The organism is Pseudomonas sp. PICF141 (assembly GCF_002286815.1).
In the GTDB taxonomy this organism is placed as follows: Bacteria; Pseudomonadota; Gammaproteobacteria; order Pseudomonadales; family Pseudomonadaceae; genus Aquipseudomonas.
In genome coordinates, this window is record NZ_MUNM01000022.1 from 86,266 (window position 1) to 100,327 (window position 14,062).

Below are 14,062 nucleotides of genomic sequence, written 5' to 3' on the forward strand. Positions count from 1 at the left end.
CGCGAGCAGGCTCGTTCCCACAGGATTTGCGCAAACCTTGGGGGACCGAGCCTGCTCGGGATGAGGCCTTCTGCCCCAACCACATAACCCGCACCGACGATTAAAGCAGCGGCGCCACCACAGGTTCTTTGCGCGGCCAGGCATCCAGCACAGCTTTGAACAGCGTCGCCAGGGGAATCGCAAAGAACACTCCCCAAAAACCCCACAATCCACCGAACAGCAGCACCGCGCAAATGATAGCTACCGGGTGCAGATTGACCGCCTCCGAGAACAGCAGCGGCACCAGCACGTTGCCGTCCAGCGTCTGGATGATCCCGTAGACCGCCATCAAATAGATGAACTGGTCGCTCCAGCCCCACTGAAACAGTGCAATCAGCAGCACTGGCACGGTCACCACCACTGCCCCGACGTAAGGCACCACGACCGAGACACCCACCAGCAATGCCAGCAACGCCGAGTAGTTGAGCCCCAACGTCACGAACGCGATATAGGTCACACCACCGCAAATGAAGATTTCGATGACCTTGCCGCGAATGTAATTGGCGATCTGCCGATTCATTTCCTGGGCAACCCGGGTGATCAGCGCCCGCTCGCGCGGCAGATAACCGCGGACCCACTGGCCGATCATCTCCCGGTCCTTGAGAAAGAAGAACACCAGTATCGGCACCAGCACCAGGTAAATCATGATGTTCACCAACAGTGGCAGGCTCGACAGCGAAAACGTCAGTGCCCATTGGCCGAACTTGCCGATCTCGCCCCGCGCCACTTCGATCGCCTGCAACACCTGTTCATCCGACACCAGATGCGGATAGCGTTCGGGCAGCAGCAACAGCAGCGACTGCCACTTGACGAGCATGCCAGGCAATTCGTTGAACAGCGTGATCAATTGGTGCCAGAGCAGTGGCACCACGACGATGATAAAAACCAGCAACAACCCCATGAATAACGCGAATACCAGCCCCACCGCCGCGCCACCCGGCATGCGCAGGCGTTCGAGCGTCACCACCAGCCCCTGCATCAGATACGCCAGCACCATACCGGCCAGTACGGGCGCGAGCATTCCACCCAGGGTGAGCACCGCGGTAAATGCCAGAAACAGCAGCACCGCCAGCACCACGGCTTCTTCATCCGAGAAGTAGCGCTGAATCCAGTCGCGTAACACCTTGAACATCAATAATCCTTAGAAACGAACGCAACAGGTTTCAGGCTTTTTTCAACCAATAGCGGTAAACGCCCGCCTCATCTTCTTCACGAAGCAGCGTATGACCGGCCAATCGGGCAAAGGTGCGAAAGTCGCGCTGGGAACCTGCATCGGTAGCGATCACCTTGAGTACCGCACCGCTGGCCAATCGGTTGAGCTCCAGTTTGGCCTTGAGCAACGGCAACGGGCAATTCAGACCGCTGGCGTCCAGTTCGACATCGTGGGTTACTGCGTCAGTCATCAAATCACTCCGGGGCGGGGGTTAAGCCGCTTAGAATATCTGGTCCCAAGCGTAGTGTCCGGCTACAGTAAGGTCTTTGTCGACTAAGGCTTTGTGCATGACTTTTTTGCGCCCTACCCTGCTGACGCTCGCTTGCCTGCTCGCCTCACCGGGCTTCGCTGACGACTTGCCGTCACTTGGTGATGCCAGCTCTGCCATCGTCTCGCCGCAACAGGAACACCAATTGGGCCGTGCCTGGCTGGCGCTGTTGCGCAGTCAGGTGTCACAGCTCAACGATCCGCAGCTCAAGGATTATGTCGAATCCAGCGTCTACCGTTTGGTGGAAACCAGCCAGGTCAATGACCGGCGTCTGGAGTTCATCCTGATCAACAGCCCGCAGCTCAACGCTTTCGCCGCCCCGGGCGGAATCGTCGGCGTCAACGGTGGCTTGTTCCTCAATGCCCAGACCGAGGGTGAATATGCTTCGGTCATGGCCCACGAACTGGCTCACTTGTCGCAGCGTCACTTCGCCCGCGGTGTCGAAGCGTCGCAACGCATGCAAGTGCCCATGATGGCTGCGTTGCTGGCTGGCATTGTGATTGCCGCGGCCGGTGCAGGCGATGCAGGGATCGCGGCCATTGCCGGTACCCAGGCAGCGGCGATTCAGGAACAACGACGCTTCTCGCGCCAGAACGAACAAGAGGCCGACCGTATTGGCATCATGAACCTGGAAAGGGCCGGTTACGACCCGCGCTCGATGCCGACCATGTTCGAACGGCTGATGCGCCAGTACCGTTTCGACGCCAAGCCACCAGAATTCCTGCTGACTCACCCGGTCACCGAATCGCGGATCGCCGACACCCGCAACCGCGCCGAACAGGCCAAACCGGGCGGCATCGAAGACAGCATGCGTTACCAACTGATTCGCGCCCGCGTGCAATTGATCTATGAAGAAACTCCAGGCTTGGGTGCCAAGCGCTTTCGGGCCCAACTCGATGAAAATCCGAAAAACGACGTCGCACGCTATGGCTTGGCGATCGCCCAGATCAAGGGCGGTCAACTGAATGAAGCTCGGGAAAACCTCAAGCTGCTGCTGGCCAAATCGCCGAACGAGATCATCTACAACCTGGCGCAGGTCGATCTGGACATCACCAATAATCGCCTGCCCGATGCTCAATCCCGGGTTGACCGGATGCTCACTCAATACCCCGGCAACTACCCGCTGAATCAGGTGCGTGTCGATTTGCTGCTCAAGCAGAATCGAGCGACCGAAGCGGAGAAAGCACTGGAGATCCTGCTCAAGAGCCGACCCTATGATCCGGACGTCTGGTACATGGTGGCCGAGACTCGAGGCCTGTCGGGCAACATCATCGGTCTGCATCAGGCTCGCGCAGAATACTTTGCACTGGTCGGCGACTATCGCCAGGCGATCCAGCAACTGGACTTCGCCAAGCGCAAGGCTGGCAGCAACTTCCCGCTGTCATCGCGCATCGACGCACGCCAACGCGAGTTGATGGAACAGGAACGCATGGTCAAGGACATGATGGGTTGACCTCTTCGGGAACAAAAATCCAGGCATAAAAAAACCGCCTCTTTCGAGGCGGTTTGTTATTCAGCCGACAACCGGTTTATTCAGCCAGTTTGAAGGTGATGAAGCTGGCACGACCTTGACGCAGAACTCGCATCGACACCGAGCGATTCTTCGGCAGCGCCTTGGCAATTTCCGTGAACTCCTTGGAGGAACCGATCGCCTGATTGTTCAGGTGAGTGATCACATCACCCGGTTGCAAGCCGATCAGGGCAGCAGGACCGTCCAGAACTTCCTTGATAACCACGCCACCCTTAAGGTCGAGGGTTTTCTTCTGCTCCTCAGTCAGCTCGGCCACGGAAACACCCAGGCGATTGCTGCTGCGCTCGATGCTGGATTGAGGAAGGGCTTCCAACTCCTTGCCTTCTTCGGGAATAGCGCCGACGGTCAGCTCGACGTTCTTGCGCTTGCCTTCGCGAATGACTTCAAGATTGGCTTTCGAGCCAGCCTTCAGCGCACCCACCAAATGCGGAAGATCGGCGGACATGACGATCGGTTGACCGTTCATGCTGAGGATCACATCGCCCACTTGCAGGCCACCCTTGGCAGCCGGACCGTCATCCTGGATCTGAGCCACCAGCGCACCGGCCGGCTTCTCGAGGCCGAACGATTCGGCCAGATCCTTGTTCACTTCCTGGATCACTACACCCAACCAGCCACGACTGACTTTACCGCCACTTTTAAGCTGATTGGAAACGTCCATCGCCACATCGATAGGGATCGCGAACGACACGCCCATGAAGCCGCCGGAACGGGTATAGATCTGCGAGTTGATGCCGACCACTTCACCGGCCAGGTTGAACAGCGGACCACCGGAGTTGCCCGGGTTGATCGCCACGTCGGTCTGGATGAACGGTACATAGTTTTCGTTTGGCAAGGTACGACCGATGGCGCTGACAATACCTTGGGTGACTGTGTGATCAAAGCCGAATGGCGAACCGATGGCCACGACCCACTGACCGGCTTTCAAGTCTTGCGACTTGCCAAGCTTCAGAACCGGCAGGTCCTTGCCTTCGATTTTCAGCAAAGCGACATCGGAGCGCGGATCGGTACCGATCAGCTTGGCCTTCAACTCACTGCGATCGGCCAGACGCACGAGAATCTCGTCGGCATCGGCAATCACATGGTTGTTGGTCAAAATGTAGCCATCGGGCGAAATGATAAAGCCTGAGCCCAGCGACTGCGCTTCACGCTGACGGTCACCGCGCGGGGACCGTGGCTGTTGCGGCATGCCCCGCTCGAAGAACTCTCGCAGCATCGGCGGCAAGCCTTCAAGGTCGGGCATTTGCTCGCTGGAGATCCGGCGATCGGGCAGCTTCTGGGTGGTACTGATATTCACCACCGCGGGCGAGGCCTGCTCGACCAGCTGCGTGAAATCGGGCAACTCGACCGCTGCTTGTGCGGCGACCGCCTGACCGAGTACTAGCACGGTGGCAACGATGGAAAGATAAGACTTCAAGCGTGGTATCGACATACGGCTCCCGTTACGACGAGCATGGTTAAGCGATATGGAGCAAGGAACACCGGAAACGATACGCCGGTATTTTTGTTCCGGGAACAACAAACAAGGCCAGAGCCGAGGGGTTCTGACCTATAAAAAATTTTCGGAATATTTGCAAATGAAAATGCTCGGCAAAACATTTCGAGACATTAATGGCGCAGTAGCCATTACCGATTCCCGCTCCAAACCAGCCCAGATAGGCGAGCACGGCTGACTCAGCTTACTGCTTGCTGGTAGCCGCGGCATCGTTGCGCATGGACAGCGCAATCCGTTCGGCGGTGCCAATCGGTATTTCACCGACAACGGTCACCATCATCTCACCTTGCGGTGTAGTCAATCGCCGGGAGACAGCAACGGTTGGCCCCAGCTGGGTGCGCGTATCTGTGACTGTTGCGCCATTCAATGGCTCAAGGAATACCGAGAAACGGGCCAGACCGTCGTCGAACATCAGGCTGTTGACCTGGGCTTTGGTCGCCGGGTCCTTGTGCGAGGTACTGCTGACCAGCTCGAAACCTGGTGGCAACCAGTCCGAATGCCAGACCTGTGCAGTTTTGACGGCGGAAGCCTTGTCACTATCGAAAGTAACAGGTTTGCAATCAGCACCTGCCTGCATATCGCTGTCGGCAGGCATCTGCGTAGTGTCCAGCCGGGTGAACTGGAACCGCTCGAGCAGTTGCCCTTTGTCATTGAGCAGCAATGACTTCAATGGCAAACCGGTTTCCTTGTCCAGATGCAGCTCAAAACCGTAACGATGCTGATCGCGAGGCTTTAACGACACGATCACCGCCGCACGCCCGGCCACACGCGACTTGCCAATAACGGCAAGGTCATACCAATTCTTTAGCTTTTGTGGATCGAGTGCCCGAGCGGTGGAGTTGGGTGTGTCCCCCAGCCCTGCTATCAGGGTGCCGCTCACGCATTGAGTATGCCCATCAATGCGCACGACTTCCTGTGCGGAGCCGTCGAGCTGGAGTAAACGCTCGCGGACCTTGCCATCCTGGACACGATGCCAGATGTTATGGGTAGAAAAACTACCGTTACGCTCGTAGACGAAAGTACCTTGGAAGCTCTGCGTTTGCTCCGCCTGTCCCAGACGCTTCAGCCAGTCCTGGGCTTCATCGGCGTGGGCTGGAACAACAAACCAGCCGCTGAGCAGAAGCGTAAGTAGAGGTATGGGGCGCATGATCCTCCTTAACGGTTTTCCAGGCTTGCTGCACGAGCGTAAGGCAGAGCGCTCTCGGTACCTTTCAATGCTGCTTGTTGAGCATGTTGGCGCAAATAACCTGGCAGACGCTGATCCTGCCAGCCTGGCTGACCTTGCAATACGCCGTTGGCCATAGGGCCAGTGGCTTGCGAACTCTCATTGTAGCCTGCCAATACAGCGGGACCCTTGACCTGTGGAGCGGTCAGAGCCGGTTGACTGGATTGCTGGGCCAATTCGACACCGGCGATCTCATCCTGGTTATACAGACGAACACCTGCCAGCACGGCAACAGTCACAGAAGCAGCGACTGCCAGACGACCCAGACTGCGCCATGGACCGCGAGAGGCTTTTGCCGGTACGGCTTCGTCAGCCAGTGCAGCAGAGACTGCCGCAGCGATGTCCAGACGAGGAAGCAACAAATCCTTGTGCATAACTGCCCGAGCGATCTGGTAACGAGCCCAGGTATCGCGGGTTTCAACATCGTCGAAGGCGTTCAACACCCGACGCAATTCCAATTCGTCCGCTTCGTTATCCATCACTGCGGACAGCGATTCCTGCAGGGCTTCACGACTCATGGCGTTCCTCTCTTGGCTGTCGCCGCTGTCTCAGTTTTCCTGCAACAACGGCTGCAGGGCTTTATCGATGGCCTCCCGGGCGCGGAAAATCCGGGAGCGCACGGTACCCACCGGACACTGCATGACGCTGGCAATGTCCTCGTAACTCAGACCATCGAATTCACGTAAAGTTAACGCCGTACGCAAATCTTCTGGCAGTTGCTGAATGGTTCGATGGACGGTGCCTTCGATCTCATCCCGCAGCAATGCACGTTCTGGCGACTCGAGATCCTTGAGGCCATGATCGCCGTCGTAGAACTCTGCATCCTCGGAACTGACATCGCTATCCGGCGGCCGGCGGCCGCGTGAAACCAGATAGTTTTTCGCCGTGTTGATGGCGATGCGGTAAAGCCACGTATAAAACGCGCTGTCTCCGCGAAAATTGCCAAGTGCACGGTATGCCTTGATAAAGGCTTCTTGTGCGACATCCTGGGCTTCATGGGTGTCGTGCACGAAACGCACGATCAACCCGAGAATTTTGTGCTGGTATTTCAGCACTAGCAGATCGAAAGCTCGCTTGTCGCCGCGTTGAACGCGCTCGACCAGCTGCTGATCCTCTTCCTGGGTTAGCATGAACACTCCTCGATAAGCTCGAAGGAGGCTTGCATTACTGAACAACCAGACTTGCAAACATAGACTCGGGCTTTTCGCAAAAGTTCTCCCCCCTCCAAGCAAGTTTCCTGCGGGCTCTGATTTGGCACGCACGAAAAGCGCAGCGCGGGATAGCCCGGCTGCGCGAATAATCTTGTCATCGGATTCATGAGCAAGGACCCAATCGCAAGTCCTGCACCGAAGCCGACGCTGTCCCTTGTTTCAGGCAACCGTCTATTGATCTTGGGCCTTTGGCAAAAGTTCCATATTTATAGCTGCCCGAAACCGACATTGTGCAACCCTGAAGAGAAAAAGACTGTTAAATCCGCGATACAGTCGTGTTGTCGCCGAAGCCTTCGAAAAACTTCCGACGAAGCGTCCAGCGTTTTCCGTCACAGTAGTTTCACAATGCCATGCTGGCACGGCTATTGTGCCGCTCCCCCCCTCTATATACTAGTGGGCTGTGTGGCTGTCTTGACTCGCCGATCCAGCTGTCTTGCGCCAACCCCGACCCGGTTCGCTTTGAGCGGAATCCTGAAATGAGCCAACAGTTTCAACACGATGTTCTGGTAATTGGCAGCGGTGCTGCCGGCTTGAGCCTTGCGCTGACCTTGCCCGGTCATTTGCGCATCGCCGTATTGAGCAAAGGCGACCTCGCCAACGGTTCAACCTTCTGGGCCCAGGGTGGTGTCGCTGCTGTTCTGGATGACACTGATACTGTCGAGTCCCATGTCGATGACACCCTCAACGCCGGCGGTGGCCTGTGCCATGAAGATGCCGTGCGCTTTACGGTCGAGCACAGCAGGGAGGCGATTCAATGGCTAATCGACCAAGGCGTGCCTTTTACCCGCGATGAACAGTCCGGCACCGAAGACGGGGGTTTCGAATTTCACCTGACCCGCGAAGGCGGTCACAGCCATCGGCGCATCATCCACGCGGCCGATGCAACGGGCGCAGCGATTTTCAGAACCCTGCTCGATCAGGCCAAGCAGCGTCCCAACATCGAACTGCTGGAACAGCGGGTCGCGGTCGACCTGATCACCGAAAAGCGCCTGGGACTTGAAGGCGACCGTTGCCTCGGTGCCTATGTGCTCAACCGCGGCACCGGTGAAGTCGACACTTACGGCGCACGCTTTGTGATCCTTGCTTCGGGTGGCGCGGCAAAAGTCTACCTTTATACCAGCAACCCCGACGGCGCTTGCGGTGACGGCATCGCCATGGCCTGGCGTTCGGGCTGTCGAGTGGCGAACCTGGAATTCAACCAGTTCCACCCCACCTGCCTTTATCACCCGCAAGCCAAGAGCTTCCTGATCACCGAAGCCCTGCGCGGCGAAGGCGGGCATCTCAAGCTGCCCAATGGTGAACGCTTCATGCAGCGTTTCGACCCACGGGCCGAGCTGGCGCCACGGGACATCGTCGCCCGCGCCATCGACCATGAGATGAAGCGCCTGGGTATCGACTGCGTCTATCTGGATATCAGCCACAAGCCAGAAGACTTCATCAAGACGCACTTCCCGACGGTCTATGAACGCTGCCTGGAATTCTCCATCGACATCACCAGACAACCGATTCCGGTGGTACCGGCGGCGCACTACACCTGCGGCGGCGTGATGGTCGATCAGCGGGGGCGCACCGATGTGCCGGGCCTGTATGCGATTGGCGAAACCAGCTTCACCGGCCTGCATGGCGCCAACCGCATGGCCAGCAACTCGCTGCTGGAGTGTTTCGTCTACGCTCGTTCCGCGGCGGCGGACATTCTCGAGCAGTTGCCAGATGTATCAATTCCAACCGCCCTGCCCGTGTGGGATGCGAGCCAGGTCACCGATTCGGACGAAGACGTGATCATTGCGCACAACTGGGATGAACTGCGGCGATTCATGTGGGACTACGTCGGCATCGTGCGCACCAACAAGCGCCTGCAACGGGCTCAGCACCGGGTGCAACTGTTGCTGGACGAAATCGACGAGTTCTACAGTAACTATAAGGTCAGCCGGGATTTGATCGAGCTGCGCAACCTGGCTCAGGTAGCCGACCTGATGATCCGGTCAGCCATGGAGCGCAAGGAAAGTCGGGGCCTGCATTACACCCTCGACTATCCGAACATGTTGCCGGTCGCCCTGGACACTATTCTGGTGCCGCCCACCTACGCCGACTGAACTTGAGCCGAACCCGCAGGCGCCGGTGCATATCCGCCGCCTGCGAATCGCGCGGCACACAGATCGCCCTGATCCGTCGCTCATCGCGCAGACGAAAACGCAGCACCACAATCAATGGCAACGCCAGACTGTCCGGCCGCAGCTGCACGGGCTGCCAACCTGCCGCCTGATTCCACAACTGCCAACCATCGGCATCGCGACGCAAGCCGCGAAACGCCTGTGGGTGTGTCAGCAAAATCTGTCGCGGCAATGCCCAGACGCCATGAGCCAGACAGCAAAAAGTGCCGAGCAAACTGGCCCAGACCGGTATGGAAAGCAGAAACAACGAACCCAGCGCGAACAGCTGGGCCAGAAGATACGCCGCCAGCAACTGCCGTGAGGCATGCCAGCGGCATTCGAACACATTACTTGGGCTGGACACGATCCAGAATCATGCGAACCATGCGCTGAAGCTCCGGATCGTCCGATTCGGCACGCTCCATGAACCAGCCGAACATGTCCTGATCTTCGCATTCAAGCAGCCTGACGTAGCATGCGCGATCAACCTCGTTGAGGTGCGGGTAAACCTCTTTCACAAACGGCACCAGCAACACGTCAAGCTCAAGCATGCCACGGCGGCTGTGCCAGTAGAGGCGATTCAGTTCAACATCTTCGACCATGGAGCGCTCCTCAAATAGGCGGCAAGTATACAGCCCCGGGCCCGCTCGAACAGTCAGCTTTGGTCGCCCCCACCGATCCTTTGTGAACTACCCATTTCATGGGCGTCCCCTTATGATGTCCCTCGGACTCTTTACCCTGCGATGACCCATGGCCGATTCTGCTTTTTTCTGCACCCTGTCTCACGAAGGCGTTCTCGCGGTACGCGGCGCGGATGCCGGCAAATTCCTGCAAGGCCAATTGACTTGCAACCTTAATTACCTGAGTGACAGCCAGGCCAGCCTTGGCGCGCGCTGCACGCAGAAAGGCCGGATGCAGTCGAGCTTCCGCATCCTGCTCGAAGGCGACGGTGTGCTCATGGCGATGGCCAGCGAACTGCTGGAGCCGCAACTGGCGGACCTGAAAAAGTACGCGGTGTTCTCCAAATCGAAACTGACTGATGAAAGCGCCCATTGGGTTCGCTTCGGCCTTGAGCATGGCGATGCGGCACTGACCAGCCTGGGCCTGGAGCTACCGGCGCAAACCGACAGCGTCGTGCGCAATGACGGCCTGATCGCCCTTCGCGTCTCGCCGGATCGCGCTGAACTCTGGGTTCGCGCCGATCAGGCCGACGTCATCAAGGGCAAGCTGTCCGCTCTGTTGGCCGAAGGCGAATTGAACCAATGGTTGCTGGGCCAGATCCGTGCCGGCATCGGCCAGGTCATGCCGAGCACCCGCGAACTGTTCATTCCGCAGATGCTCAATCTGCAAGCCGTCGGTGGCGTGAGCTTCAAGAAAGGTTGCTACACCGGCCAGGAAATCGTCGCGCGCATGCAATACCTGGGCAAGCTCAAGCGTCGGTTGTATCGCCTGCAACTGGAGGCCGGCGAATTACCGCAGCCGGGTACCCCACTGTTTTCCCCGACCCACGGCAGTTCGATCGGTGAAGTGGTACTGGCCGCCCGCGCCGGACAAAGCATTGAACTCCTTGCCGTGCTGCAAGCCGAAGCTGCAGAAGATGGCAACCTGCACCTTGGCGCACTCGAAGGTCCGGGCCTGCATCTGCTCGACCTGCCTTATCAACTGGATCGCGATCGCGAAATCCAGCGTTAATAGCAGCACTTGTCGCAATACCTAGAGAAAAGAAATGAGCGAGCTGGCGGATAAGGTCCAACAGGATTTGGTTGAGGCCATCGATAACGATGACCTGGTTCTGCCAACGTTACCGGAAGTGGCCCTGCAGATTCGCAAGGCCGCCGAAGACCCGGAAATCAGTGTCAGCACACTGAGCAAAGTGATTGGCCGCGATACCGCGCTGTCGGCGCGCCTGATCAAAGTGGTCAATAGCCCGTTGCTGCGCGCGACCCAGGAAGTGACTGATTTGCACACGGCCATCACCCGGCTGGGCGTCAATTACAGCAGCAACCTGGCCATCGGCCTGGTGATGGAACAGATCTTCAATGCCCGTTCCGAAGTGGTGGAACAGAAAATGCGCGAGGTCTGGCGCAAGAGCCTGGAGATCGCCGGCGTCAGCTATGCGCTGTGCCGCAATTACACACAGCTCAAGCCCGATCAGGCGGCGCTCGGCGGGCTCGTGCATCAGATTGGTGTACTGCCGATTCTGACCTATGCCGAAGATCATTATGAATTGCTGTCTGACCCGGTCAGCCTCAACCACGTGATCGATCGAATTCACCCGCTACTGGGCGATAAATTGCTCAGGGTCTGGGAGTTTCCGGAAATGCTGGTGCAATTGCCGGGGTTGTATCTGGATTTCAAACGGCAATCGGAGCGGGTCGACTATGTTGATCTGGTGCAAGTGGCCAGCCTGTATTGCCGCAAGGACACCGATCATCCGATGGCCCGTATCGACCCCTTCAGCGTACCGGCCTTCAAGAAGCTGGGAATCGATCCGGAGAACGAGGCGATGTGCAAGCCTCTGGAAGAATCGCGGTCGATGTTTTACTGATTCTGTGGCGAGGGGGCTTGCCCCCGTTCGGCTGCGCAGCAGTCGTAAAACCTGTTATGTATGATCTACCAGACGGAATGCTGGGGACCGCTTTGCGCTCCAACGGGGGCAAGCCCCCTCGCCACAGGGCTGTGTTCACTCTCCGGCAATAAAACTAACCCGCACCTTCAGCCCCGCTTGCTCGCCATCGTGCAAGCTGATCTGCGCCAGGTGGGCGCGGCAGATCTCCCCGACGATGGCCAAGCCCAGTCCCGATCCGGCCACCTGCTCATTACGCCGATAAAAACGCTCGAACACCCGATCCCGCTCCTCAAGGGGAATTCCCGGGCCATCGTCCTCGACCTCGAGCACCGCCGGTGCCATGACCCGCAAGATCACATTGCCGCCCGGTGGCGTGTGAGCCAGTGCGTTGTCCACCAGATTGCTCAACAATTCGTTCAACAGCGTCGGCTCGCCACGCAGCCACACCGGTTCGTCTGCTTCCAGTGCCAGCGCCACGCCACGCGCATGGGCCAGCGGCGCCATGGCCATGCCCAGTTCACGGGCCAACTGACTGAGGTCGAGCAACTGCGCACCGCCCTCGGCGATTGCCCGGGCGCCATTCTCGACCCGGGCCAGCGAAAGCAATTGATTGGCCAGGTGAGTCAGGCGATCAGTGCCTTGGGCGGCGGTTTCCAGGGTGTCGCGCCAGGTGTCGGGTTCGTTCGAGCGCAAGCCCAGTTCGAGCCGTGCCTTGAGCGCCGCCAACGGAGTACGCAATTCATGGGCGGCATCGGCGATGAACTGCGCCTGACGCTCGAACTGTCCGCGCAAACGCTCGGTAAAGTGATTGAGCGCACGCACCAGCGGCCAGAGCTCGTGCTGCACTTCCACCAACGGCAAGGGTCGCAAGTCATCGGGCTGACGCTCTTCCACCGCCGTGCGCAAGCGCTCCAGCGGACGCAACGCCGCACTGACCGCAAACCAGACCATCAGCAATGCACCGATCGCCAGCATACCCAACCGCAACAAGGTGTCGGCCATCAGGCTACGAGCCATGCGGACCCGCGCTTCATCGGTTTCCGCCACGCGAATTTCCGCCATGCCGTTCATGTTCGGCTCGCTGACCGCTTTGAGCAGGCTGACCACTCGCACGTTCTGCCCTTGATAAGTGGCGTTATAGAAACGCGCCAGCGCCGGATAATCATCGGTGCGAGGCGTTCCCGGCGGCGGCGGTGGCAGGTTTTCGTAGCCCGAGATCAGCTTCTGGTTGATGTCATTGACCAGGTAGAAAATCCGCCCGGCGCTGTCGTAGGCAAATGTATCGAGGGCCACGTAAGGCACGTTGGCGCTGAGGCTGCCATCGCGCTGGGACAGGCCCGCGGCAATGGTCCGCGCCGAGGCCAGCAAGGTCCGGTCATAAGCAGTGTCGGCGGCTTCGCGACCGTTCCAGTACGCGCTCAAACCACTGGCGAGCATCAACACCACCAACAACAGCGCGAGGTTCCACAGCAACCGCCAGCGCAGGCTGCTGAGCTTATGCATCGCGGCTTTCCAGCAAGTAGCCAAGGCCCCGGAACGTCACGATGGCTACCGGCTGCCCATCGAGTTTCTTGCGTAAGCGGTGAACATAGATTTCGATGGCATCGGGACTGGCTTCCTCGTCCAGACCAAACACCTGGGCGGCCAGTTGTTCCTTGCTCATCACCCGACCGGGACGGGCGATCAGGGCTTCCAGCACCGCCTGCTCACGAGAGGTCAGGGTCAGCAATTCTTCGCCGAGGGTAAAGCGCCGGGTGTCCAGGTCATAGGCCAGCACGCCACAACGCTGCTGACGTTCACCGCCGAGCACACTGCGACGCAGCAAGGCTTTGACCCGTGCTTCGAGTTCCGTCAGCTCGAAGGGTTTGGCCAGGTAATCGTCAGCCCCAAGGTTCAGGCCATGAACCCGATCCTTGACGTCGCTGCGAGCGGTCAGCATCAGCACCGGCAGGTTCTTGCCCCGGGCCCGAAGGCGCGCCAGCACTTCGAAGCCATCCATGCGCGGCAGGCCGACATCGAGGATCGCCACCGCGTACTCCTCGCTGCTCAAGGCCAGGTCGGCCGCCACACCGTCGTGCAACACATCCACGGTCAGCCCGGTGCTCTTGAGCGCCTGAGCGACACTGTCGGCAAGCTGCAGATGGTCTTCAACGAGCAGGACACGCATGGATCTTTACCTCATTCAGGGATGGTCAACGCCCATTCTTTGGCGCGGAGTTTACAGCCGCATCCGTCGCTGTGAAGCCCGAAAACCGTGAAAGTCAGCTGAAAGGTTAGCGAAAGGTTGGCCGGTTAAAGTCCAGCCACGGACAGTTTCGACTGCCGTCGCTGTACGAAAAACGCCCCGAAGCGTTTTCGCCA

General features: G+C 58.7%; 14 protein-coding genes. 4 read left to right on the plus strand and 10 right to left on the minus strand.

The annotated features are described in order from the left end of the window. Nucleotides 1–100: 100 nt before the first annotated feature. Both BZL43_RS03205 and BZL43_RS03210 read right to left on the minus strand, forming a co-directional pair. The gene (locus BZL43_RS03205) at nucleotides 101–1,171 is read right to left on the minus strand and encodes an AI-2E family transporter (RefSeq protein WP_095630962.1); all 1,071 of its coding nucleotides are present in this window, start codon (nucleotides 1,169–1,171) and stop codon (nucleotides 101–103) included. 31 nt (nucleotides 1,172–1,202) lie between these two features. Continuing rightward, entirely contained in the window at nucleotides 1,203–1,442 is a 240-nt protein-coding gene (locus BZL43_RS03210; protein WP_095630963.1) for a sulfurtransferase TusA family protein, read from the minus strand. Between the two features lie 97 nt (nucleotides 1,443–1,539). Between BZL43_RS03210 and BZL43_RS03215 the strand changes: the two genes are divergently transcribed. Then, entirely contained in the window at nucleotides 1,540–2,973 is a 1,434-nt protein-coding gene (locus BZL43_RS03215) for a M48 family metalloprotease (protein WP_095630964.1), read from the plus strand. Between the two features lie 76 nt (nucleotides 2,974–3,049). On the opposite strand, the gene BZL43_RS03220 is transcribed toward BZL43_RS03215, so the two are convergent. The 4 genes from BZL43_RS03220 to rpoE all read right to left on the minus strand — a co-directional run bounded on the left by BZL43_RS03220 (nucleotide 3,050) and on the right by rpoE (nucleotide 6,901). Further along, on the minus strand, nucleotides 3,050–4,483 hold the full coding sequence (locus BZL43_RS03220; RefSeq protein WP_095630965.1) for a DegQ family serine endoprotease: 1,434 nt from the start codon (nucleotides 4,481–4,483) through the stop codon (nucleotides 3,050–3,052). Nucleotides 4,484–4,730: 247 nt separating this feature from the next. Further along, nucleotides 4,731–5,693 (minus strand): MucB/RseB C-terminal domain-containing protein, encoded by a 963-nt coding sequence (locus BZL43_RS03230; protein ID WP_095630967.1) that lies wholly within the window; start codon nucleotides 5,691–5,693, stop codon nucleotides 4,731–4,733. 8 nt (nucleotides 5,694–5,701) lie between these two features. Next, entirely contained in the window at nucleotides 5,702–6,289 is a 588-nt protein-coding gene (locus BZL43_RS03235; RefSeq protein WP_095630968.1) for a sigma-E factor negative regulatory protein, read from the minus strand. Nucleotides 6,290–6,319: 30 nt separating this feature from the next. Further along, nucleotides 6,320–6,901, minus strand: a complete 582-nt coding sequence (gene rpoE / locus BZL43_RS03240; protein WP_003172477.1) for an RNA polymerase sigma factor RpoE — start codon at nucleotides 6,899–6,901, stop codon at nucleotides 6,320–6,322. Between the two features lie 557 nt (nucleotides 6,902–7,458). On the opposite strand from rpoE, the gene nadB reads away from it, so the two are divergent. Continuing rightward, entirely contained in the window at nucleotides 7,459–9,075 is a 1,617-nt protein-coding gene (gene nadB, locus BZL43_RS03245) for an L-aspartate oxidase (RefSeq protein ID WP_095630969.1), read from the plus strand. Here nadB and BZL43_RS03250 read toward each other — a convergent pair. Both BZL43_RS03250 and BZL43_RS03255 read right to left on the minus strand, forming a co-directional pair. Continuing rightward, nucleotides 9,044–9,496: a protein YgfX gene (locus BZL43_RS03250; protein WP_095630970.1), complete on the minus strand. Its 453-nt coding sequence runs from the start codon at nucleotides 9,494–9,496 to the stop codon at nucleotides 9,044–9,046. The genes nadB and BZL43_RS03250 overlap by 32 nt on opposite strands. Then, on the minus strand, nucleotides 9,480–9,734 hold the full coding sequence (locus tag BZL43_RS03255; RefSeq protein ID WP_095630971.1) for a succinate dehydrogenase assembly factor 2: 255 nt from the start codon (nucleotides 9,732–9,734) through the stop codon (nucleotides 9,480–9,482). The genes BZL43_RS03250 and BZL43_RS03255 overlap by 17 nt, the downstream gene beginning before the upstream one ends. Nucleotides 9,735–9,882: 148 nt before the next feature. On the opposite strand from BZL43_RS03255, the gene BZL43_RS03260 reads away from it, so the two are divergent. Both BZL43_RS03260 and BZL43_RS03265 read left to right on the plus strand, forming a co-directional pair. After that, entirely contained in the window at nucleotides 9,883–10,824 is a 942-nt protein-coding gene (locus BZL43_RS03260; RefSeq protein ID WP_095630972.1) for a folate-binding protein YgfZ, read from the plus strand. Nucleotides 10,825–10,858: 34 nt separating this feature from the next. After that, nucleotides 10,859–11,680, plus strand: a complete 822-nt coding sequence (locus BZL43_RS03265) for an HDOD domain-containing protein (RefSeq protein ID WP_095630973.1) — start codon at nucleotides 10,859–10,861, stop codon at nucleotides 11,678–11,680. Nucleotides 11,681–11,815: 135 nt separating this feature from the next. Here the strand turns inward: BZL43_RS03265 and BZL43_RS03270 are convergent, their stop codons facing one another. Together BZL43_RS03270 and BZL43_RS03275 are read right to left on the minus strand one after the other, a co-directional pair. Beyond that, nucleotides 11,816–13,204, minus strand: a complete 1,389-nt coding sequence (locus BZL43_RS03270; RefSeq protein WP_095630974.1) for a sensor histidine kinase — start codon at nucleotides 13,202–13,204, stop codon at nucleotides 11,816–11,818. Next, on the minus strand, nucleotides 13,197–13,868 hold the full coding sequence (locus BZL43_RS03275) for a response regulator (RefSeq protein WP_095630975.1): 672 nt from the start codon (nucleotides 13,866–13,868) through the stop codon (nucleotides 13,197–13,199). Before BZL43_RS03275 ends, BZL43_RS03270 begins: the two co-directional genes overlap by 8 nt. Nucleotides 13,869–14,062: the final 194 nt, after the last annotated feature.

What these genes read in the sequence shown, in the direction of transcription:
- BZL43_RS03270 (WP_095630974.1), bottom strand. Translation starts at nt 13,204, where the DNA reads ATGCATAAGCTCAGCAGCCTGCGCTGGCGGTTGCTGTGGAACCTCGCG.
- BZL43_RS03210 (WP_095630963.1), bottom strand. Translation starts at nt 1,442, where the DNA reads ATGACTGACGCAGTAACCCACGATGTCGAACTGGACGCCAGCGGTCTG.
- BZL43_RS03255 (WP_095630971.1), bottom strand. Translation starts at nt 9,734, where the DNA reads ATGGTCGAAGATGTTGAACTGAATCGCCTCTACTGGCACAGCCGCCGT.
- nadB (WP_095630969.1), top strand. Translation starts at nt 7,459, where the DNA reads ATGAGCCAACAGTTTCAACACGATGTTCTGGTAATTGGCAGCGGTGCT.
- BZL43_RS03235 (WP_095630968.1), bottom strand. Translation starts at nt 6,289, where the DNA reads ATGAGTCGTGAAGCCCTGCAGGAATCGCTGTCCGCAGTGATGGATAAC.
- rpoE (WP_003172477.1), bottom strand. Translation starts at nt 6,901, where the DNA reads ATGCTAACCCAGGAAGAGGATCAGCAGCTGGTCGAGCGCGTTCAACGC.
- BZL43_RS03260 (WP_095630972.1), top strand. Translation starts at nt 9,883, where the DNA reads ATGGCCGATTCTGCTTTTTTCTGCACCCTGTCTCACGAAGGCGTTCTC.
- BZL43_RS03205 (WP_095630962.1), bottom strand. Translation starts at nt 1,171, where the DNA reads ATGTTCAAGGTGTTACGCGACTGGATTCAGCGCTACTTCTCGGATGAA.
- BZL43_RS03275 (WP_095630975.1), bottom strand. Translation starts at nt 13,868, where the DNA reads ATGCGTGTCCTGCTCGTTGAAGACCATCTGCAGCTTGCCGACAGTGTC.
- BZL43_RS03230 (WP_095630967.1), bottom strand. Translation starts at nt 5,693, where the DNA reads ATGCGCCCCATACCTCTACTTACGCTTCTGCTCAGCGGCTGGTTTGTT.
- BZL43_RS03265 (WP_095630973.1), top strand. Translation starts at nt 10,859, where the DNA reads ATGAGCGAGCTGGCGGATAAGGTCCAACAGGATTTGGTTGAGGCCATC.
- BZL43_RS03215 (WP_095630964.1), top strand. Translation starts at nt 1,540, where the DNA reads ATGACTTTTTTGCGCCCTACCCTGCTGACGCTCGCTTGCCTGCTCGCC.
- BZL43_RS03220 (WP_095630965.1), bottom strand. Translation starts at nt 4,483, where the DNA reads ATGTCGATACCACGCTTGAAGTCTTATCTTTCCATCGTTGCCACCGTG.